14 protein-coding genes, 1 tRNA gene and 1 pseudogene are annotated in these 20266 nt (G+C 64.1%); 10 read left to right on the plus strand and 6 right to left on the minus strand.

Annotated features, from left to right (window positions below):
- Positions 1 to 377 precede the first annotated feature (377 nt).
- Positions 378 to 1853 carry a helix-turn-helix transcriptional regulator gene (locus C2L80_RS09615; RefSeq protein ID WP_420820273.1) on the minus strand — a complete coding sequence of 492 codons (1476 nt, stop codon included), beginning with the start codon at positions 1851 to 1853 and terminating at the stop codon, positions 378 to 380.
- 391 nt (positions 1854 to 2244) lie between these two features.
- Here C2L80_RS09615 and C2L80_RS09620 point away from each other — a divergent pair, with 391 nt between their 5' ends.
- Complete coding sequence (locus C2L80_RS09620; RefSeq protein WP_092197992.1) at positions 2245 to 3885, plus strand: FAD-dependent oxidoreductase; 1641 nt, start codon at positions 2245 to 2247, stop codon at positions 3883 to 3885.
- Between the two features lie 82 nt (positions 3886 to 3967).
- On the opposite strand, the gene C2L80_RS09625 is transcribed toward C2L80_RS09620, so the two are convergent.
- On the minus strand, positions 3968 to 5431 hold the full coding sequence (locus C2L80_RS09625; RefSeq protein WP_092197989.1) for a response regulator transcription factor: 1464 nt from the start codon (positions 5429 to 5431) through the stop codon (positions 3968 to 3970).
- A 204-nt stretch (positions 5432 to 5635) separates the two neighbouring features.
- Here C2L80_RS09625 and C2L80_RS09630 point away from each other — a divergent pair, with 204 nt between their 5' ends.
- The 3 genes from C2L80_RS09630 (at position 5636) to C2L80_RS09640 (ending at position 9499) form a co-directional block, all read left to right on the plus strand.
- Complete coding sequence (locus C2L80_RS09630) at positions 5636 to 7390, plus strand: FAD-dependent oxidoreductase (protein WP_092197986.1); 1755 nt, start codon at positions 5636 to 5638, stop codon at positions 7388 to 7390.
- Between the two features lie 212 nt (positions 7391 to 7602).
- A complete protein-coding gene (locus C2L80_RS09635) occupies positions 7603 to 8670 on the plus strand; it encodes a hypothetical protein (protein WP_092197983.1) in 1068 nt (355 codons plus the stop codon).
- Positions 8671 to 8788: 118 nt separating this feature from the next.
- Positions 8789 to 9499, plus strand: a complete 711-nt coding sequence (locus C2L80_RS09640; protein WP_087197294.1) for a peptidylprolyl isomerase — start codon at positions 8789 to 8791, stop codon at positions 9497 to 9499.
- A gap of 228 nt (positions 9500 to 9727) precedes the next feature.
- On the opposite strand, the gene C2L80_RS14390 is transcribed toward C2L80_RS09640, so the two are convergent.
- Both C2L80_RS14390 and C2L80_RS09645 read right to left on the minus strand, forming a co-directional pair.
- On the minus strand, positions 9728 to 9880 hold the full coding sequence (locus C2L80_RS14390) for a LuxR C-terminal-related transcriptional regulator (protein WP_239442861.1): 153 nt from the start codon (positions 9878 to 9880) through the stop codon (positions 9728 to 9730).
- A gap of 23 nt (positions 9881 to 9903) precedes the next feature.
- Complete coding sequence (locus tag C2L80_RS09645) at positions 9904 to 11322, minus strand: MFS transporter (RefSeq protein WP_239938879.1); 1419 nt, start codon at positions 11320 to 11322, stop codon at positions 9904 to 9906.
- Positions 11323 to 11647: 325 nt separating this feature from the next.
- Here C2L80_RS09645 and C2L80_RS09650 point away from each other — a divergent pair, with 325 nt between their 5' ends.
- The 3 genes from C2L80_RS09650 to C2L80_RS09660 all read left to right on the plus strand — a co-directional run bounded on the left by C2L80_RS09650 (position 11648) and on the right by C2L80_RS09660 (position 14971).
- On the plus strand, positions 11648 to 13312 hold the full coding sequence (locus C2L80_RS09650; RefSeq protein ID WP_087197296.1) for an FAD-dependent oxidoreductase: 1665 nt from the start codon (positions 11648 to 11650) through the stop codon (positions 13310 to 13312).
- Between the two features lie 149 nt (positions 13313 to 13461).
- Positions 13462 to 14118, plus strand: a complete 657-nt coding sequence (locus C2L80_RS09655) for a cytochrome c3 family protein (protein WP_087197298.1) — start codon at positions 13462 to 13464, stop codon at positions 14116 to 14118.
- 193 nt (positions 14119 to 14311) lie between these two features.
- The gene (locus C2L80_RS09660; RefSeq protein WP_087197299.1) at positions 14312 to 14971 is read left to right on the plus strand and encodes a DNA-3-methyladenine glycosylase family protein; all 660 of its coding nucleotides are present in this window, start codon (positions 14312 to 14314) and stop codon (positions 14969 to 14971) included.
- A 72-nt stretch (positions 14972 to 15043) separates the two neighbouring features.
- Here the strand turns inward: C2L80_RS09660 and C2L80_RS09665 are convergent, their stop codons facing one another.
- Positions 15044 to 16501 carry a helix-turn-helix transcriptional regulator gene (locus C2L80_RS09665; RefSeq protein WP_239938880.1) on the minus strand — a complete coding sequence of 486 codons (1458 nt, stop codon included), beginning with the start codon at positions 16499 to 16501 and terminating at the stop codon, positions 15044 to 15046.
- Positions 16502 to 16741: 240 nt separating this feature from the next.
- On the opposite strand from C2L80_RS09665, the gene C2L80_RS09670 reads away from it, so the two are divergent.
- Complete coding sequence (locus C2L80_RS09670) at positions 16742 to 18469, plus strand: FAD-dependent oxidoreductase (RefSeq protein WP_087197306.1); 1728 nt, start codon at positions 16742 to 16744, stop codon at positions 18467 to 18469.
- A gap of 100 nt (positions 18470 to 18569) precedes the next feature.
- Here C2L80_RS09670 and C2L80_RS09675 read toward each other — a convergent pair.
- A tRNA-Val gene (locus C2L80_RS09675) sits at positions 18570 to 18644 on the minus strand.
- Between the two features lie 329 nt (positions 18645 to 18973).
- On the opposite strand from C2L80_RS09675, the gene cpaB reads away from it, so the two are divergent.
- Positions 18974 to 19657 (plus strand): Flp pilus assembly protein CpaB, encoded by a 684-nt coding sequence (cpaB, locus tag C2L80_RS09680; RefSeq protein ID WP_087197308.1) that lies wholly within the window; start codon positions 18974 to 18976, stop codon positions 19655 to 19657.
- A pseudogene (locus tag C2L80_RS14395) lies at positions 19654 to 20266 on the plus strand (hypothetical protein); the annotation flags it as partial. The gene cpaB and the pseudogene C2L80_RS14395, both read left to right, overlap by 4 nt.

The raw sequence follows: 20266 nt of genomic DNA on the forward strand, positions 1-20266 counted from the left end.
GGTACCGGGAGGGGAGGCTGAAGGCGTTCGACGAGGGAGGGCGCAAGGTGTACGATACGATAGCCGGCCGCAGGAGGCGGCTGGGGCTGGCCGCCTAGGCCGTCCGGAAAAACGTCCGCACCCCCAATCAACCCGTATTTGCGCAAAATGCGACGAGTTGAAGGGCGAATCGTTCAAAATGCGTCTCGTACGGTAAAATACGGAAAAAGTATTTCGGCTTCTTTACCATATCCGGTTCGACACCCATCGTTATGCTGAAAAAGGGGTGTCATGCGCGTGGCGTGCGGCCAGGGGAGCGGCGAATGCCGGGTGAACCCGCTTCACCAGGGTGGCGACAACTCCAAAGCGGCGACAACTTGCCCACCGTACGGAGGGGGCTACTCGCGTTCGAAGGCCCCTTCCGCGAGATCGATGAGCTCTTGCTGGGAGTGGATGCCGAGCTTCTCGTAAATGTGGCGTATGTGGGTGGCCACGGTGTTCTTCGACAAAACGAGCGCGTCGCGGATGTACGGGCGGCTGCGGCCTTGCGCTAAAAGCAGGAATATCTCCGTCTCGCGTTTCGACAGGCCGTGAGAGCGGGCGATGCGCACGCGGTGTTCGACGAGCGCTTCGGCGACGGCGACGGCACCCTGTGCCGACGCGCTCTCCGGATGCGGTGCGCTGCGTTTCCCAACGGCGCTTTTGGCGACGATACCTTCGACCCCGGCGCATTCGGTTTCGGATGCGGTGTCGGCGTCGAGGGTGGCGTCGTGACGAGGAACGAGCAGCGTGACCGCGATGAAGGCTCCCACGAGCAGCAGACAAAGCGTCTTGGCGTCGAGCGCGCTTGCGGCCAAAAGCTGCGCGATGGGCGGCTGCGCCATGTATCCTGCGAACACGCCCGTGTAGGCGGCGCATTCGCCGATGCCCACGAAGAAGGTCGAGGTGCGTCCTGTCTTCTGCGCGAGTCGGACGAAGTACAGCACCATGATGATCTCGATGCCGGTGAACACGACGTTTGCCAGCACGCGCGACAACCCGATCGCTTGTTGGGAGTCGAAAGGGGTGCAGATGATGGCGAGCGCGAACGGCATGGTGATCCAACGGAACAGCGCCTCGAGGTTGATGCGCCGCGAGAACAGCACGATGGCGGCCGCAAGCGCAATGGCGAACGTCATGCCGACGATGGTGGCGTTCGCTTCGACAGGGGCCGGCACCGTGGCGCTCGATGCAGCGGGAAGCATGCAGCCGATTCCGTACACGGCGAAAATGACGAAGAACATGCGGGCGATGTTGGCGTGCCGCACCCTCAGATGCCCGTTTTCGTCCGGCGTCTCGCATGCGACGGCTCCCGTGTCAAGCGCATGCTTCGACAAGAGCAGCAGCGCGCCCGAGGCCAGCGGCAAAGCCGCCACGGTCGCGACGGACACGGCGGCAGGGAGGCTCGGCACGACGAGCGCGCAGACGAGCGTCGCTGCGAAGGAGGCGGGGACGACGGTTTCCACGATGCCGGTCTCGGTGCGTGCGAACAGGCAGGTCCACAACAAGATGAGCGCGACCGGGCCGATGCCGGTTCCGATGCCCGCGCATGCGACAAGGAGGGTTCGCAGCGGCTCGGGCGCGTGCGGGCATGCGACGACGCAGAGGGTTCCGAGGGAGGTCAGCGCGGGTGCGAGCACGTACATCGAACGGAATTCGGCCAGTTCTCGCGTGCGTCCCGCAAGGCTGCCGGCGATGCATGCGAGCGGCGTGAGCGCGGCTGACAGCATCCAGGAGGCGTCGTTTTGCGGTGGCCCGCCGAATCCGACCGATTCGAGGATGGGGAGATCCCAGATGCAGGTGCTCCATGCATAGACGAGTCCGAACCCCAGCATGCGCACGGGGAATGCGGGCTCCAGCAGCGCCGCGATGCGGTCGATGCCTTTCGGCTGCGGTCGGCGGTCGTTCATCGTGCTCCTTCCGAACGTCCGAACGTGGGACGACGATACCTCAAGCGACGTCGCGCCCCATCACCTCGTTGCGGTGATTTTACCGCCATCGGCCCAGGAGATCGCGCATCGCCTCCTTTTGCGGCGATGCGCGTCGCGCTTCCGTTTCCCTAGAATGCTGGGCGTCGCTTTGCGAGAAGGACGTGCGAGCGCGACGTCGTCTCGCGCAGCAGGCGAACGAAGGAGAGGCGGGCTTCGGGACGGCTGGACTGCCGGATAGCCGGAGAGCCGGATGGCCCGGGTCTGCGAAAGGCTATCTGATCGAGGAGGAGATCGAATGAAGACGGTTATGGATCGCCGAGCGTTTTTGGGATTGAGCGCAACGGGTGCGCTTGTCGCGGGGGCGGGGCTTGCAGGGTGCGCGCCTCGGCAGGGTCGGCAGCAGGATGCCGCCGCGTCGGATGAGGAGGATGCCGCAGGGGCCTCTGACGGGGGTGCGCAGGAAGCCATCCCGCGCGTGGAGGGAAGCTCCACGAAGGAGTGCGACGTGTGCGTCGTCGGCGCGGGAGCGGCGGGCCTCATGGCCGCGCTCAAGCTGGCTGAAGCGGGCAAGAGCGTGATCGTTGTGGAGAAGGCCCCATCGGCATCCATGTCGAACTTCGCGATGTGCGGGGGTCCGGCCGCTTGCGAGACGAAGCTGCAGGAACAGGAGGGCGAGACGGTGACGCTCGACACCCTGTTCGGCTACATGTACGATTTCTCTCGCGCAAGCGTGAACGGCGCGCTGCTGCGCAACTGCCTGGCGGGCACGAGCGAGGCGCTCAACGCGATGATCGACCTCGGCATGCCTATGTCGCTGTGGCCCGATGTGTACGGCAACGGGTTCCGCGCCCGCCATTATCTTGAGAGCGAGGGCGAAGAGCGCGTGGCGCCCCTCGTGGAGGCCATTGAGGCCGCAGGCGGCGAGTTTTTGTACAGCACGGGTGGCGAGAAGGTGCTTGTCGAGGACGGCGCGGTGCGCGGCGTGCAGACTGACGCGGGCATCGATGTGCTGGCGCCGAACGTGGTGGTGTGCACGGGCGGCTTCCTGGGCGGGGAGGACTTGCAGAGGCAGGTGTTCAACACGCCGGTGTTCTCGCTGGGCAACTCGCTTTCCGACGGCACGGGCATCAAGATGGTACTCGATGCGGGTGGAGCGCTCGATCGCAACTTCGCGGTGCTCGGCAACGAGTGCGGCGCGGTTGCGGCGGCCACGACCGGCAGCCCCTTCACTGAGGACTGGCACAACGTCAACGAGCACTACGGCTACTGGCTGTTCGGCGGCCTGTACACCGACACGGCGGGCGAGCGCTTCATCAACGAGGAGGAGATCGCCCAGTTCCCGCTCGCCATCGGAGGCGAGGCGCTTCTGCGTGCGGGGAAGGCGTACGTGGTGATGGACTCCGAGTATTACGAGGCCGTGAAAGGCGAGGGCATCTACGCGTATCTGGGCCAGCCCGAAAGCTGGGTGTCCGGTTCGGAGGCCGACTACTACAAGACCACGCCGGAGAACGCCGAAACGCATCTGCAGCAGGCCGTCGATGAGGGCTGGGCGTTCAAGGCAGACACCGTGGCCGAACTGGCTGAGAAGTTCTCGCTCGACGCCCTCGAGGCCACGGTCGAGCGTTACAACGGATTCTGCGATGCGGGCGAGGACGGGGACTTCGGCAAGAGCGCGCCGTTCCTCAAGCCGGTGAAGAGCGCTCCGTTCTATATCTTCGAGTACGTGCCGAGCGCCTGGGGCACGAACGGCGGCGTGAAGGTGGACAGCCACCTGCGCGCCATGGACGCGGACAACAATCCCATCCCCGGCCTGTACGTGGCTGGCGTCGATCAGGGCAGCGCTTACTGCGTGCCGTACTACACGAATCCAGGCGCGTCTGTGGGGCTGGCCTTGGGTTCCGGCGTGTACGTGGCGCAGGAGATTCTCGGGGCGTAACCCCCATTGTCGGCCTCTCCGGCTTCTGCAGCAGGCGCCTTGTGGAGATCGACGCGTCCCGCACTGGGTCTGTGCGGGACGCTCACCGCTCTTCGAACAAGTCCAGCAGCTCTTGGCGGGAGTGGACGTTAAGTTTTTGGTACAGATGCTTTACGTGCGTGGCCACCGTGTTCTTCGACAGCATGAGCTCCTCACGGATATAGGGTTGCGAGCGGCCTCTCGCTAGGTAGCCGAGGATCTCGGTCTCGCGGGCCGACAGTCCGTTCTCCTGCGATAGCTGGTTGCATAAAAGCTCGATGCGCGACGCCTTGGGGCAGGACGACGCCTCTCGGGCGGCGCTTGAAGGACGCGAGCTTCGCTGGGGAACGAGTAGCACGGCGAACGAGAGTAGACATATGAGCGCAAGCGTCAGCGTGAGCATGCTGAGGCTTCCCGTCGCCACCCACTCGCTCATCTTGTTGCCCGAGAGGTTGCCCGTCAGCACTCCCAGCTGAACTGCCCCCTGTGTAACGCCGACACCGAGGGAGACGGGCAGACGTCGACGCTTCGCAAGACCGATCACGTACAAGTAGGTGATGACTTGCATTGAGGTATCGGCGACGGACGCGATGGCGCTGGACACGAAGTTGGGCGCCGCCGCTTTCCACGGGAAGAGCGCTAGTGCCAACACCAAGAGGGGTGTGAGCCAGCGAAACAGGGAGGCGAAGTCGATGCGTACCGTGAACAAGATGAAGCAGAGCGCCATCGCAATACCTGACGCAGATCCGATGAAAGTGGGCACGTCGAAGCCCCATTGAGCTTGCAACGGATTTTCGGCGTCGCTCATTGCTCCGAGGGAACCGATGGCGAAGTACGCAACGCACAGCACTGCTGAGGCGCGTATGATGACGGTCAGACAGTCGCGGTCGATGCTGTCCGTCTGGTCTGTTGTTGGCAGCGTGTGCTTCTTGTGCTTTGTTTGCCGAAACGACATCGAAAGGAGGATGCCGGAGGCCAAGGGAAGCGATGCGACGGCAATCACGCCCGGAATTCCCTCGATATGGGGGAAAACGAGCGAGCATAGCAACGTGACGAACGAGGCAGCTGGCACGACCACCTCGATTTGTTCTATGTCGAGCCGCGAAAGCGCGCTTGCCCACAGGATGCATAGCCAGCCCGATCCGAGGCCGCTCATGGCACCGCTCGCGCATTGCAGGGCGGTGAGTGGAGACTCGGCGAGGGTTGCGACCGCCGAGGACACGGTACCGAGCGCGACGAGCGCGGGCGCGGCGAAATGCGCCCAGTGCATACGCGCAAGGTCGCGGTTGCGCCACACGATGCCCGTTGCGAAGAGCGCGGTCGCAACAGTCGCGGCCGAAGCGAGCCACGAAGGATCGGCGTTGATGCCAATACCCTGACGCTCGGGATAGAGTGCCGACGTTTCGAACGAGCAGTAAATCCATGCCCAGACGAATCCGATTCCCAGGAAGCGCATTTGTAGCGTGCCGTCAAGCGAGGCGAGCGCCGACTGCAAGCGCGTTGCCATCGTGGTTTTCGACGAACTCATCGAGCCTCCTCCAACAGCTTGCGAACCACCTTCCCCAAGAGCATTTCGCTCCTCATGATAGGGCTTCCATGTTCGTTCTACCCTCACCTATTGTAGGTGAAAAAGCGCGCGCCCCGCTTTCAGGCGATGTTTTCCCCCGTGGATGAGGGCATACTCGGGATCGTCTTAGGACGCAAAGGAAGTCACCGATGAAGGAGGGAACTCGTGACGAGAGGCAAGAAGGCGAACCTCAGTAGGCGCTCGTTTTTGACGGGAACGGCGGCGATGGGGGCGCTCGCGACTGCGGGGGTGCTTGCAGGATGCGCTCCCCATGCTAAGGGAGAGGTCGCCGGAGCCGATGCGGCCACCGGTGCGACAAGCGATGGCGCTTTGCAGACGGTCGATTGGCTAGGCGAGGCTCCAGAGATCAGCGATGACGATTGCATCGAGACTTTGGAATGCGAGGTGCTCGTGATCGGCGCAGGCACGTCGGGGTATTTTGCTGCGGCTTCGGCAGCGGAGAGCGGGGCGAAGACGCTGCTCATCGAGAAGTCGTCAGTGGGAAGCTCGGTACGCTCCTCGGCATTGGGTGCGGTGAATTCGCGTTTGCAGAGAGAGCAAGGCGCAAAGGCCGCTATCGTTCCCATGGAGATTGCAAACGACATGGATCGCTATGCGATTGGGCAAATCAATGCCAGCTTGGTGCGTGCTTGGGCGCTGAATTCCGGAGAGACGTTGGACTGGTACACTGACCTTATGGCCAGAAATGGTATTGAGGTGCAGTTGGAGTGGAACATGCCCGATGGGACGTTCTACAAAGATTGGCCAACTGGACATGGCACGAACGGGGAGTATCCCAGTCGCGAGCAGGACGTGGCGAAGGTGATCGATGCGTACATCTCTTCGTTTGATGGCTGCGAGGTGCGCTTTAACTGTGCGATGAAAAGATTGATTGAGGAGGATGGCCGCGTACTGGGTGCTTATGCCGAAGTTGAGGAAGGCATGGTTCGCATCAATGCATCCAAGGGCGTGGTAGTCGCTACGGGTGGTTATGCGTACAATCAAGATATGTATCTGGCGCTACAGCCTGTGCGCTACAGTTGCCTCGGCACCTTCGATGCGTTTCCTGCTTGCACGGGTGACGGCATCAAGGCGCTCATGTGGCTTGGTGCGCGAATGGATGAGGTGCCCACTTCTCTCACGTTCAATCGTTGCCTGCTCACTGCCGAACAAGAACATGGCCATCCCTATGAAGTGGGAAGTGATCAGTACGGATACCACTTCTTTGCATCACAGCCGTTTTTGCGCGTGGATGCGCACGGAAAGCGGTTCCATAATGAAAGTGCTCCTTACGATTTCGTGATGAATGCGATAGCCCAACGTCCCTCGAACGAACGCTATTGGCATCAGGTGTGGGACGGCAACTGGAAGAACGATGTCCCCCGTTTTCATACTGTGGGTTGTTCCACTATCTATATGCAACCAGAAGGAGGGTCGGATCACGATGCGTTTCCTGGGCAGTTGGACGAGTGGATCGAGCCGGAAATGGAGCAGTTTGTTGAAGCCGGTTATTTGGTGAAGGCCGACACTTTGGAAGAGTTGGCGAACAAGTTGGGTTTCAGTGCCGAAGAGAAGGAGGCGTTTCTGGCCACCTGCGAGCGCCAGAATGAGAATTTTGACGCGCAAGAAGATCCCGATTTCGGCAAAGAGGCTTTTCGTCTGAGCGAGTTGCGCACGCCGCCCTTCTATGCGAGTGTGAAGTCGTGCGGATTAACGCTGTGCACGCTCGATGGCATTCAAGTGAACGATAGCTTGCAGCCGATTGGCGAAGATGGAGCGCCTATCGAAGGCGTGTATGTGATAGGTAACGATCAAGGCAGCTTTTACGCTGGTACGTATCCGAACCTTGCAGCTGGCATCAATGCGGGTCGTTGTGCAACGTTTGGCCGCATGGTGGGAAAGAGGCTGGCTGAGAAGTAACCGCGCTTTGAGGAGGATGCTGGGAGCGTCCCGTTCGGCACCGCTTCGCCTGTCTGCCTTGCTGCGGCGCTGCAACGGTTGCGCAACGGGTGCGGCGGGTTGCGAGGTGTCGCGGCGTCGAGGGTCGACAATGATGCAAACGGAACATCCCGCCGAGGCCCCGCGTCCGATATGGACGCGTTTCGCCCTCGGCCGCGTCGAAAGGAACCGCCATGCCCGCCTCCATCCACCCTCCCGTGCGTTTGAATATCGTTCTCGACGAGGAAAGCTACCGCGAAGGCGGCGACCAGCTGGCGCGCCGCTTCGGAGCCGTCGCCCCCACCGAGGTGGTTCGTGCGGACAAGGGGTCGCAGCGGGCGAACGTCCTGCGGTTCGACGTGGGAGACGACGCGGTGACGGCCGGGGCCGACGTCGACGCCCTGTGGCGCGACGCGCTCGCGTCGTGGCTCGACGAGGAGTTCGCCGAGACGAGCGCGCTCGCGGCGCGCGAGAACGACGCCCGCCGCGTCAACGGCGCGAGGCCGGTGTCGTTCACCTGGGCGGAGGTGAGGTTCGGGACGGGGCCGGTCATCGCCGTCCGCATGAAGGGATCCGCCATCCCCGAAGAGGCGGCCGGATTCGTCGCCCGCGCCCGCGCGCTGCTGGCCGCAGGGGCGTTCGGCTCCGATACCGTCGCCGCCATCCGCATCCCCGCGTGCGCGAGCATCGCTGCCCAGCGCGCGGACGCGGGTCTGGCCGCCGAGCCGTCCGCGCCCGCATCCGGCTCGGACGAGCCGTTGCGTGCGCTCGGGCGCGAGGAGCGCGGCTCCTCGTCGGCGCGCGACATCGTCGAGGCTATCGAAGCCGCGACGGGCGCCGACGGCATGCCCTCGGGTGGAAACGCGGCGGCCGACCCCGACGGCCAGAACGCCTGGGCCGCCGACGAGGTCGAACGCGACGAGCCGTCGCGCGCGGAGATCGACGCGGCGCTTGCCGAGGCCGAGGAGGCGCTGCGCCGCGGCGCCGACCCCGTCTCCGTCGCCCTTGAGGGACGCGGTGCCAACGTGCAACGTGGCGCGTCTCGTGCGAGCGACGGGGCGTTCGCGGCCACCGGCCGCCAGCGGGCCGCCGCAGAGGAACCCGCTCCTTCCCTCGTGGCCGCCGATCCGAACGCCGAGGCGTGCGCGCTCGTGGACGAGGACGTTCCCGATAACCTCGATTACCGCGTCTGGAACGTGGCTTACGCCGACGGCACCTCGGTGCGCTACGACTCCGTCCTCGGAGAGGCGCTTTTGGACTGAGGCGCGTCTGCGCGGCTGAGCGCGAAGGCGCGTGCAGCGCGAAAATACGACGCTCGATCGGATGCGCTCGCGGCCAGGCCCGCTATGATGAATGACCCGAACGAACTGAGGAGGAGCGATGGGTCGAATCATCTTGCCGTTGTACACGCCGCGCTATGTGCCGAACGGAGGTGAGGTCGCCGTCATCCAGACGTCGCGGGGTGCGATCCGCGCGCGGCTGGCCGGCAAGGACGCGCCGGTGACTGTGGGGAACTTCATCGAGCTGGCCGCGCGCGGGTTCTACGACGGCCTCAAGTTCCACGCCTGCAAACCGGGGTCCATCGTGGTGGGAGGCTGCCCGACCACGCGCACGCTCGGGCCCGCGCAGGTAGAAGCGGCGGCGCGCGGCATCATCCGCGGTATCCATCCGGGAACCGGCGATGCGCGCTACACCATCGTCGACGAGTGGGAGACGAATCCTCACAACCGCCACCTGCGGGGAAGCTTGTGCTTGGCCCACAAGTCCGCGCCGAACTCCGGCAGCTGCCAGTTCTATTTCTCGCTGGCCGAGCAGCCCCAGTTCGACGACAAGTTCACCGTGTTCGGCCACGTGGTGGAAGGGCTCGATGCGATGGACGCGCTTTCGGTGGGGGATGCGATCGAGAGCATTCGCATCGAGGGTGCGGACGAGGAGGCCCTTGCACAGGCGGTGTCGCATGAGACGCCGCGCCCGAAGTCCGCGAAGGAGGCGCTTGAGGAGATCGAGCGCACCCGTGCCGAGCACGCCGCTTCTGTCGCGGCGAAGGACGAGGTTTGCGAAACCGCGGTTCGCGCGCCCCTCGGAGAATGATCGCGGGCGCATGCCGCAGACTGAAGAACGCTCGGCGTCACGGCCTGCGGCATGCGTGCAGCCGTGGCGGTCGGCGGTTGCACGCGCGTTTCTTCGACGACGGCTGCCAATGCGACGAGGAGCGCGAAAGGGGCCATGGGCGCGAGAGGTCGCCCTTTCGCTAGCCTTGGCCGGATGCCTTGGTGCTCGCAGAGGCGTGTCGGTGCTCTTGCGAGCGCCCCCTCGCGCCTACTCGTACGTTTCCACGAGGTCGATAAGCTCCTGCTGCTTGTGCACGTCGAGCTTGCGGTAGATGTTCTCGATGTGCGTGCGCGCCGTGCCTTTCGCAATCTGCAGGTCGCGGGCGATGATGGACAGCGTGCGCCCGTAAGCGAGAAGCACGATCACCTCGCTCTCGCGCGGTGTCAACCCGAAATCGTGCGCGACAGTTGCGCAGTGCTGTTCAAGACGACCGCCGCCAGCATCCGCGACGGGGGGGGGGGTGTCTCGTCGCCTTGCGTTTCGCTCTCCTCGCCGCCTCGCTCCCTGCGGCTTGTCCGCATCGTTTCCGAAAGCTGCGAGACCACGCCTTCGGGCAGCACCATGAACGCCGTCGTCACCAGGCTGAGTGTCGCCATCATGGAGACGACGGTGATCTGCACGTCTCCGCTTGCCACCATCGTGTCGAGCACGTCGCCCGTCATCGTTCCGAGCGCCATGCCCGCGAACATGAACGCCACGCCCAAGCCGAAGATGCGCAGCGCGTTCTCGCCGCGGCGGCGGGATGCGTCGGCGAACAGCACCCAGGTGAGGATATCGAACAATTCGTATCCCACGTTGATGAGCAGGATCGACAGGGCAGCATGCGTGTCGAAGAACAGCGCGATGGCCACGAACCCCGCCACCATGATGGGCAGTGACAGCCGATAGGTGAGCGTGGCGTTGAACCGGTCGCGGAACTTCGCCGCGATGACGAGGAACGCCGAGCCCGCCGCGATGAGCGCGAAGATGGCGCTCCCTCCGAGGAAGGCGAAGGGGTCGTCGCGCACGGGCGTCGCGTCGAAAAGGCGGCAGAGGAGCGAAAACGTCATGATGGACAGCATGAGCTTCCCCACGCCGAAGCCGTTCGGGCCGCGCTGCCCGTCCTCGTTTGCGTCCGAGTCGGATTCGCCCGCTCGCCTGCGGCCTGCGCTGAGTGCGCTTTCTCCGTCGCCGACGTCTGATCCGTCTGCGCTGCTTTTGCTGGGCGTTGCGTTTTCGCGGTTCTCCTCGAGCGCGAGCAGCCCGAACGAGAGCAGGGGGATGATCGCGAATCCGATGAAGCTTGTATGGTCGCTCGACATGCCGGCCACGAGCGCCGTCACGATGGCGGCTGCCGCGGAAGCCAATGTGACGAAGGGGGAAGGGTGTCGCGCGAAGCGCTCCCCCCACAACACCTGCAGAAGCCCTGCTCCCGCACCTCCTGCGACCAGTCCGAGCACGATGAGCGGCGCGCTTTCCATCCAAAGTCCCGCCGGGATGACGACGCCGCTTGCGATGAGGGCTGCGGGCGTGAGGCGTACCAGGACCGAACGCACGCTTTCATCGCGCTTTGCGTTTCTCCGACGTGCGACGAGCGACACCGCGAGCGCGCTCACGGCACCGGATGCGAGGTACAGCCATGAGAACGACGATCGCGCCCCAGCCACGAGCGGCACGCCGAGGCAGAACACGATCCAGGCGCGGCACAGTCCGAATCCGATGATGGTGACGAGGTAGTCGAGCGTGAGCGTGTCGCGCTCGGCCGAACCGACGGACGCTGCGGTTTCGTCCTCCGCGTCGGCTGTCTTGGTGCAGTGCGCCATGTGCATCCCTCCCCGCTGCTCGCGCCACGGTCGCTGTTCGTGCAAGGCGATCCCCTCCCGTATGGCGACCGCTTGCAGCATCATACGCAATTTTCAATGATGAGCGTATCGGATGGATAATCCGATACGTCTGTGACCTGGAAAATCCTATTGAACGTCAGATGCCACATCCAAAATCCGACCGCCCGTCAGATGTGCAACCACCGCACGGCGGCTAGGGTTGAGGTCAAGCGGACGGATGCCTCCGAAGGGTGCTTCTGCGCAAGGGCAGGGGTTGCCGCCTTCGGGCGGTCATTCGTCCATCCGAAGAGGAGGAAGGAACATTATGAGCACAGGTAGGGAAGGCGGAGTCTCTCGTCGTTCGTTCTTGAAGGGCGCGGGCGTTGCCGCGGCCGCCGTGGCGGGCGCAGGCGCGCTGGCCGGCTGCGCGTCGGGTGAGTCGGGCGCCGCATCGGGCGATTGGATGCCTGCGAACTGGGACTACGAGTGCGACCTCTTGGTCATCGGCTACGGCGGCGCGGGCATGTGGGCGTCGCTCATCGGCGCCGACGAGTGCGGCCAGGAAGTTCTCGTGCTTGAGAAGGCCCCCGTCGAGGGCGGTGGCAACAGCCGCATCAACAACGGCGAGTGGACCATCGTCGAAGAGGACGAGAAGGAGCGCTTCAAGGAGTACATCAAGGCGTTCACGCACGGCAAGACGCCTGAGCCGATGATCGAGGCGTGGGTCAACGAGTGCGCGCGCAACACCGAGTACGCCGACAAGTACGGCATGACCTACGAAGTGTCCGAGGTGGCGCTGGCCGGCGCCATCCCCGAGTACTACTTCCTCGACGACAACGCCTACGAGGGCTCGTGCAAGCTGTCGAGCGTGGACGGCTTCGGCATGCTGTCCTTCCACGAACTGGACGCCAAGCGCGAGGAGTTGGGCGTGCAGGTTCTGTTCGACTGCCACGACGAACGCCTCATCCAGAACCCGGACACGAAGGAGATCGTCGGCGCGTACGCCACTATCGGCAGCGAGGAGAAGGCCGTGAAGGCCCGCAAGGGCGTCATCATGACGTGCGGCGGCTTCGAGTTCAACGAAGAGCTGAAAAACGAGTACCTGAAGTGCTATCCCTTCAAGTTCGAAGGCTGGCGCTTCAACACGGGCGACGGCATCAAGATGGTGGAGGACGTGGGGGCGAAGCTGTGGCATATGGACATGGTCATCTCCATGTACTCCATGTGGACGCGCGATCCCGAGTACGATTTCTCCATCCTGTACTCCATGCCCGGTTTCAGCTACTTCAACGTGAACCGTCTGGGCAAGCGCTACGTGAACGAGAACTCCATGGGATCGCCGCACAACGGCTGGCACACGCTGCTGCATTTCGACGACTCCATCGACGACTACGACCGCATCCCGTCGTGGTGCATCTTCGACCAGAGCTGCTTCGACGCCGGCAAGATGTCCACGAGTCAGGGCGATTCCTTCGAATGCGGCAACTTCGCTTCCGACCTGCCGGACGAGCTGCGCGATTGGGACGGTTGGAGCCAGGACAACCTGGCCGAGCTCGAGCGCGGCTGGATCCTCAAGGGCGACACGCTCGAAGAGCTGGGCCAGAAGATCAAGGAGTTCGACCACTGGATGGACGTGGACACGCTGCGCGCCACCTTCGACGAGTACCAGGGCTTCTGCGAGGCGGGCAAAGACACGCGTTTCGATCGCTCCGAGAAGACGCTCGTGGCGCTTGACGGCGGCCCGTACTACGCCATCTCCATCTATCCCGGCTCCTGCTCGACGTTGGGCGGCCCGATGAAGAACGAGAACGCCCAGGTGCTCGACACGCAGCGCAACCCCATCCCGCGTCTGTACGCGGCTGGCTGCTTCGGCAACTTCCAAAGCCACAGCTACGGCATCACCGGCGGTAACAACGCCGAGAACCAGGTGTGGGGCCGCATCGCCGCGCGCCACGCCGCCGGGCTCGAGGCGTGGGACGCCAAGAAGTAACGCACCCATTCGCTTTGGTCGCCCGGCGCCTTCCTCCCCTCCCTTGGGCGCCGGAGCGGCCTCCCCTCCGAGGCCCGCCGCCTCCCCGCGGCGGGCCTCATTCGACGGCTCGTCCGTCAACTGCCAAGATGAGAAGATAGGAGAAGCGCATGACCCCTCAAGCACGCATCGCCGACCGGCGTTTTGCCGTGCTCGCCGTCCTCGGCGCCGTCCTTGTGCTCACGGCTGCGCTGTGGTCGCTCGTCGGCTGCGCGCCCAAGGAGGCTCCGGCCCCGTCCGAACGGGACGAGGCGTCGGAAGCCTCGCCTTTGGACGGGCAGCCTGCGAACTGGTCGATGGACTCCGACTGCGCGATATGCCACAAGACGGAGGCCGCCTCCGAGCTTGACGACGCTTGCCCACAGGGCGTGGCCCACAAGGCCGAGGGCGTGACGTGCATCGAGTGCCATACCGAGGCCGACACGCTTGCGACCGCGCATGCCGACGTGAAGCTCGGCGACGAGCCGGCTTCGAAAGTGACCGTGGAGACGGTGGACCCCGCCACCTGCGAGTCGTGCCATGGCACCCTCGAGGAAGTCGCGGCGCTGACGACGGGATCCACGGCGCTTACCGACGACAACGGCACGACGGTGAACCCCCACGCGCGTCCTTCGAACGAGAAGCACGACGCGAACCCTTTGACGTGCACCGACTGCCACAACAACCATTCGACGGATCTTGCCAAGGATGCTCAGAAGTACTGCGCCCAGTGCCATCACCGCGGCGTGTATGAATGCGGCACCTGTCACGAGTTGCGCGAGCGATAGGGCGCATGCGCGTCAGCGCGCGCGGCGATTGCGGTCGGCGGCGGGGCCGCATCCGACCGACATCGTGTTTGCCCGGACGGCGCGTCCCTCCCTCTCGCCCGTCCTGCGGCGCTTCGAAGGCCCGGCCTCCCTTGGCCGGGCCTTCGCGTATACTGGGGCATGCGGGCGAAACGCCGACGACAGGGAGGTGCCCATGGCGGGAGAGGTACGCTATTTCGAATACGGGGACGAGGAGACGTCCCATCTGTCCGCGCGCGATCCGCGGATGGCCGAGGTCATCCGCGCGGTGGGGCATGTGCGGCGCGAGGTGCACCCCGACCTGTTCGCCGCGCTTGCGAACTGCATTGTGGGGCAGCAGATATCGACGAAGGCGCAAACGACCATCTGGAACCGCATGGTCGAGACGTTCGGCGAGGTGACGCCCGAGACGATGGCGGCCTGTTCCGACGAGGAGCTGCAGCGGGTGGGCATCTCGTTTCGCAAGGTGGGCTACATCAAAGGCGCGGCCGAGCGCGTGCTGTCGGGCGATGTGGATTTGGAGGGGTTGCGCGACCTTTCCGACGACGAGGTGCGCCGCGCGCTGTCGAGCCTGCCGGGCGTCGGGGTGTGGACGGCCGAGATGCTCATGACGTTCTCGATGCAGCGCCCCAATATCCTGAGCTGGGGAGACTTGGCCATCCAGCGCGGCTTGCGCATGGTGTACCATCATCGGCGCATCACGCCGGCGCTGTTCGCGAAATACTACCGCCGCTACACCCCCTATGCGACCGTGGCCAGCCTGTATCTTTGGGAAGTGGCGGGCGGTGCCGTCCCCGGTCTGCGCGATTGGGCCCCGAAGAGCGGCAGGAGGTAGGGTCGCGGGGGCTCGGGTAGCGGCGGCGCGTGAGCGAGGGGCTGTGGGCGCGGATTGCGCCGAGAAAGACGTCTAGGCGTCCTCTTCGGAAATGATCTCGATGAGCTCGGCGCGCGAGTGGATGTCAAGCTTAAGGTACACGCTTTTGATGTGGGACTTCACCGTGTTTTCCGAGACGAAGAGTTTTTCTGATATGGCGTGCACCGTCCTGCCTTGTGCGAGGTGGAGCACGATCTCTCGCTCGCGCGGGGTGAAGCGCGTCCGGTCGGCGAGAGCGTTGCACTTGATCGCCAACATGTCGAGAGGCTCGGTGGCTGCGGGGCCGTCTGCCGGCGGGGGAGTGCGTTTTCGTTCTTTGACGAGGAACAAGGAGATCATAGCGACAAGGTACACGGCAACGAGCGCAACCATGGTGAGGGCGATGTCGCCTCGCGCGAGCGTGTCGGCGTTCGCATGGGCCACAAGCGTGCCCGCAAGGCGCGAGGCATTCACGATGAGCAGGGCGAGCGAGAACACGAGCGGAACGGGGAGCTTGGTGTCGCGTACGACGTCCGACAGCATGCACCATAGGATGATGTTTGCGACGAGCGTGCCGAGTTGGGCGCACGCGTTTGCCAGCCCGCCGGCATCGTTCCAGATGAGAGGCAGCAGCAGGAATCCTGCAGCGGAAAGCGGCAGAGCCACTTTGTAAACCGATCCCAATTCGGGCTGCCGCTTGATGAGGAGCGCAGGCACGAGAAGCGCGACGATGACAACGGGTTGCGTTACAAGCGATGTCGTCTGGAACGTGGCGAGCGGCATCTCGCGCTGTGCGGGCATCTGCAGCATGAGGGCGCTGAGAAACGAGAGGATGGCGGTTCCGAGGACCGGATGCCACAGCGAGGAGATCGCGCTTTTGAACACGGGACTTGAGTATTCGGCTGCCTGTTCGGGCCTCTGTTCGATGCAGGGCTTCGCGAAGACCGTCGAGCAGACGAACAATGCGGCGGTGGCGGGGACGACAAACGCGGGCGGGAACAGCACGAGCAGCAGGTACGCGGCGAGGCTTGCGAGGTTCGAAAGCAGAACGAACAGGTAAGCCGATCGCAGCGAGAGCGTGCTGGAAAAGCGGGCCCACAAAAGGTTCGCCATCGCGTCTCCGAATCCGAAGAAGGCGCCGGCCAGCATCATCCAGGGGGTCAAAACGCCGCCGGGAGCGAAGCCGGCAAACTCAAGCAGCATGCAAACGACGAGGAACCCGACGGAGCCCGACACGCACGCGGCGGTCATCGAGACCGCAAGCCGAGCGCTTTTTCGGAGAGCTGCGAAGGCCGCCGTTGCGACATAGGTTGCAATGCGGGCGAAGACGATGGCGATGAGGAAGCAGAATTCCATTTGCTCGCCGACGTTGCCATCGGCGGCCGAGAACAGGGTTGTCGGGTGGAACAGGGTGTAGCCGAACGCAAGATAGAGCGCATATCCCAGTGAAAACGGCAGCGCTGCGGCGTCGCGTGCCCACTCCTTGGCTCGTATGGTTCGCATACCCCTCATGACACCTCCCTGACGCCTCAGCATACCACACGAGAAAAGGTCGTAGTATCCACCTCTTTCGGGTGAGGTGCCGATAATCGCCCAGTTGAGAAATTCACCTCCTGGTAGGTGAAGCGATGGGCGTCGAAACCTCGTAGGTTATGCGTCGAGGGCGGGCGGCATCCGAGGCAGCATCTGGTGATCTGCGGGGAAGGCCGACGATCTGCCTAACGCGAAGGTAAGCGAAGAGAAGGAGGAGAGATGTTCAAGGGCAATCGCATGACTCGAAGGGCGTTTCTGGGGTTTGGAGCCGCTGCGGCGGCTGTGGCGGGCGCGGCGGCGGCAGGGTGCGCGCCGGCGCAGAGGCAGGGGCAGGCAGGTGCCTCTTCCGAAGGGGTCGTCTCGTCGGGCTCCGGCGAAACGCCAGCGTTTCTCGTTCCTCCTGATATCCCGACCGACATTGTCGAGGAAAAAGACTGCGATGTGCTGATTCTGGGGCTTGGCTTGGCGGGAACCGCTGCTGCGAAGGCGGCGACCGAGGAGGGTGCACGCGTAATAGCCGTCGAGAAACAGCCGCAAGATTCGTACAGCGTGGTGTCGATGGCCGGAGACTGGGGTATCGTCGGATCGCAAATACAGAAAGATCTCGGTATCGAATTCGCGCCGAAAGAGGATATCGTCAACGAGATAGAGAAGGAATGCGGATGGCGGGCCGATGCGACGTTCTGGAGTTATTGGTACGATCACTCGGGAGAGGATTTCGACTGGTTCATTGAGGGAGCCGACTACGAAGTGCTTGACGCGACGGCTGCGGATCTTTCAAGCGGCGACCATAAGCCCAACTACATTCGCCCCAAGGCGTTTCCCCCGCTCGAAGGCTATGATTACAAGAAAGAGTACTATCCGTATTTCCATGGGTCGATCACCACGAATCCGAATATGGGGTGGGCGTGCGAGGCGGCGCGCACCGTTGCCTTGGATAACGGCATGGAGGTTTTGTACGGCACGACGGCCGAGCAGCTTATCAAAGAGGGCGACGCGGTCGTAGGGGCCTACGCCAAAGGAGCTGACGGTTATGTGAGAATCAATGCCAAATCGGTGGTCATCGCTTGCGGCGATTATGGCGCGAATCCTGAAATGCGCCAATACTACGCTCCCGAGACGATGATCTTCGAAGGCGGCGTCAACACCGGGGACGGCCAGCGCATGGGGATTTGGGCCGGCGGTCGCATGGAGCGCGGGCCGCATGCGCCGACGACGCATCACATGGGGGGCGTGCTTGGCGTGGACAGCTTCCTGCAGCTCAACACGCGCGGAAAGCGGTTCATGAACGAGGACATTCCCGGACAGAACATCACCGACGTGCTCGTCCGTCAGCCTGTCGCACTTGACGACGAGACGAAGGAGGCGGGAATCAAATCGTGGCAGATATTCGACAGCAAGTGGCCCGAGCAGATCGGCTCGATGAACGACGGGCACGGCTACATCAACCACTACGTGCCCGCTGACCAGATCGATCAATACGAGACGGTGCTGAGCGGCTTCAAGCTGGGTTATGTGACCGACCAGATGGTCGAGGAGCAAGCGACGGTGAAGGCCGACACCATCGAGGAGCTTGCCGAGAAGATGAAGCTCGATGCGGAAACCGTGAAAGCCGAGATCGACCGATACAACGAGCTGTGCCACAAGGGCCACGACGACGATTTTGGAAAGATGCCTGAACGTATGTTCCCTGTGGAGAATCCTCCCTATTACGCGTGCTCGTTCACCGTGGGGGGCATGCTCTATATTTTCGGTGGGTTGGAGTGCGATCTGGATATGCACGTGCTTGATGACGACGATGTGCCGATCAAGGGCCTGTATGTGGCGGGCAACAGCATGGGGCGTCGCTTCCTTGTCGAGAAGCCTGTCGTGGTTGCCGGACTGAGCTTGGCCACGGCTGCTTCGTTCGGACGTCTTGCCGGGAAGAACGCCGCTGTCGGAGTCTAGACGGAGGCGCGGGCGCCGTTGCGCGCTGTCGCTCGAACTTTCAGACGTTGAATCATCGCAAGCGGGGCCGGACAACGCGTCCGGCCCCGCTTCGCTTCTCTGGTGGGCGATACCGGATTTGAACCAGTGACCTTGTCCTTGTAAGGGACCTGCGCTCCCGCTGCGCCAATCGCCCGTGTCGCGCCGCTGCGCGGCGGCTTTCCATTCTCGCATAGAACCCTTTTCCGTGCAACGAATCCTTCGGAACGCCGTAGAACGTTGCAGAAAGCCCTGCGTTCGACGTGCCTTGCCTGCGACGCTGCAGATGCGTTGGAGGCGCGTGAGGTGCGCGCTGGGAGCGCGTCGCAGACGCGCGAGGTTCGGCTGGCAGCGCGCGGCATACGCGTAAGAGGCGCGTTGGAACCGCGGCAGATTCGGACGACGATTCATGGTGTCGTGCGTGATCGATCTGCTGGATGGGCTGGTCATACTGGTGCCAAGGAGAAAACGGCGAAAGGGTGCGCCATGAAGCGAAGGACAACGACGGCGGCGGGCATCGCGTGCGGGGCGGTATGCGCCGTGTGCGTGCTCGCCTTTACGCAGGGGGTTCGGGCCGAGGCCGACGCCGCGCGCTCAGAGGCGCTCGCCCGTTACGGCGGCGAGCAGATCGAGGTGTGCGTTGCGACGCGCGACATAGCGGCAGGGGAGGCGGTGGACGCCTCGTGCATGGAGACGCGCCTGTGGGTGGCCGATTTGCTTCCCGCAGAGGCCGTGCGTTCGACGGAGGAGGTGAGCGGCAAGGCGGCGTCGTCTGCCATCTTAGCTGGCGAAGTGTTGTCGATGCGGCGGTTCCAAGGCGTCGAGGGCCGGGTGGAGGTGCCTGAGGGCCTTGCGGCGGTGAGCGTGCCGGCGAAAGACGTCCAGGCGGTGGGCGGGGCGGTGCGAGCGGGGGAGAAGGTGGACATGTACGCGACGGGCGGCACGTCCACCGATCTTTTGGCGAGCGATGTCCTCGTGCTGGCCACGAGCGCGTCGACGGACGATGCCGCATCGGATGCCCAGGTGTCCTGGGTCACGGTGGCTGTGGAGCCCGACCGCGTGCAGGAGGTGGTGTCGGCCGCCCAGCGCACCGAGCTGTACTTCGCGCTTCCCGGCGGCGAGGCGTCCGGACAGGCGGGGGACGAGCGGGAACGGGAGGGCGCGCTATGAGCGCTGTTGTCGCGTTGTGCGCGGATACGACGAGCTTGCGTTATCCCGAGGCCATCGGCCTTGGGGGCGAGAACCTTGCGGCGCAGGAATGGTTGCGGCTGTTTTCGAGCGGAGAGGCGGCCCGGAGGTTCCTTGGAGAGGATCGAACGGTGAGCGAGGTGTGGGTGGCGTCGAGCGACGACGTGGAGCCCATCAACCTTGCGGCCACGCTCAAACGCGACCGAGCGGATAGGCGCGTGTGCCTCTTGTCGTTCGAGGGAACGGGATCGCTCATGAGCAGGGCGAGTGCGGCGGGCATCGACGTGTCGTTCTCGCGACAGGCGTTTCTTGACCGGTACGCGCAGATCAAACGTCGGTTCTCTGCGGTGATGGACGGCGGGGCCGTAAGGGCGTGCGGTGTCGGGGTGCCGGGTGCGCGGAGCGGATCGTGCGGCGTTGGGGCGGCGGCCACGTTGGGCGGGCGGCCCGCGAACCCGCGCATCGAAGATTCGCGCCGCAGCATGTGGCAGGGCGCGCAGACAGCGGGGCCGGTCCGAGGAGGGGCGGCGAGCGGTCCGTCGGCGATGCGCGGCGGGGTTGCGCGCATGGAGGCCGCGGGGGCTTCGCGGG

It is taken from the genome of Rubneribacter badeniensis, assembly GCF_002899695.1.
In the GTDB taxonomy this organism is placed as follows: domain Bacteria; phylum Actinomycetota; class Coriobacteriia; order Coriobacteriales; family Eggerthellaceae; genus Rubneribacter; species Rubneribacter badeniensis.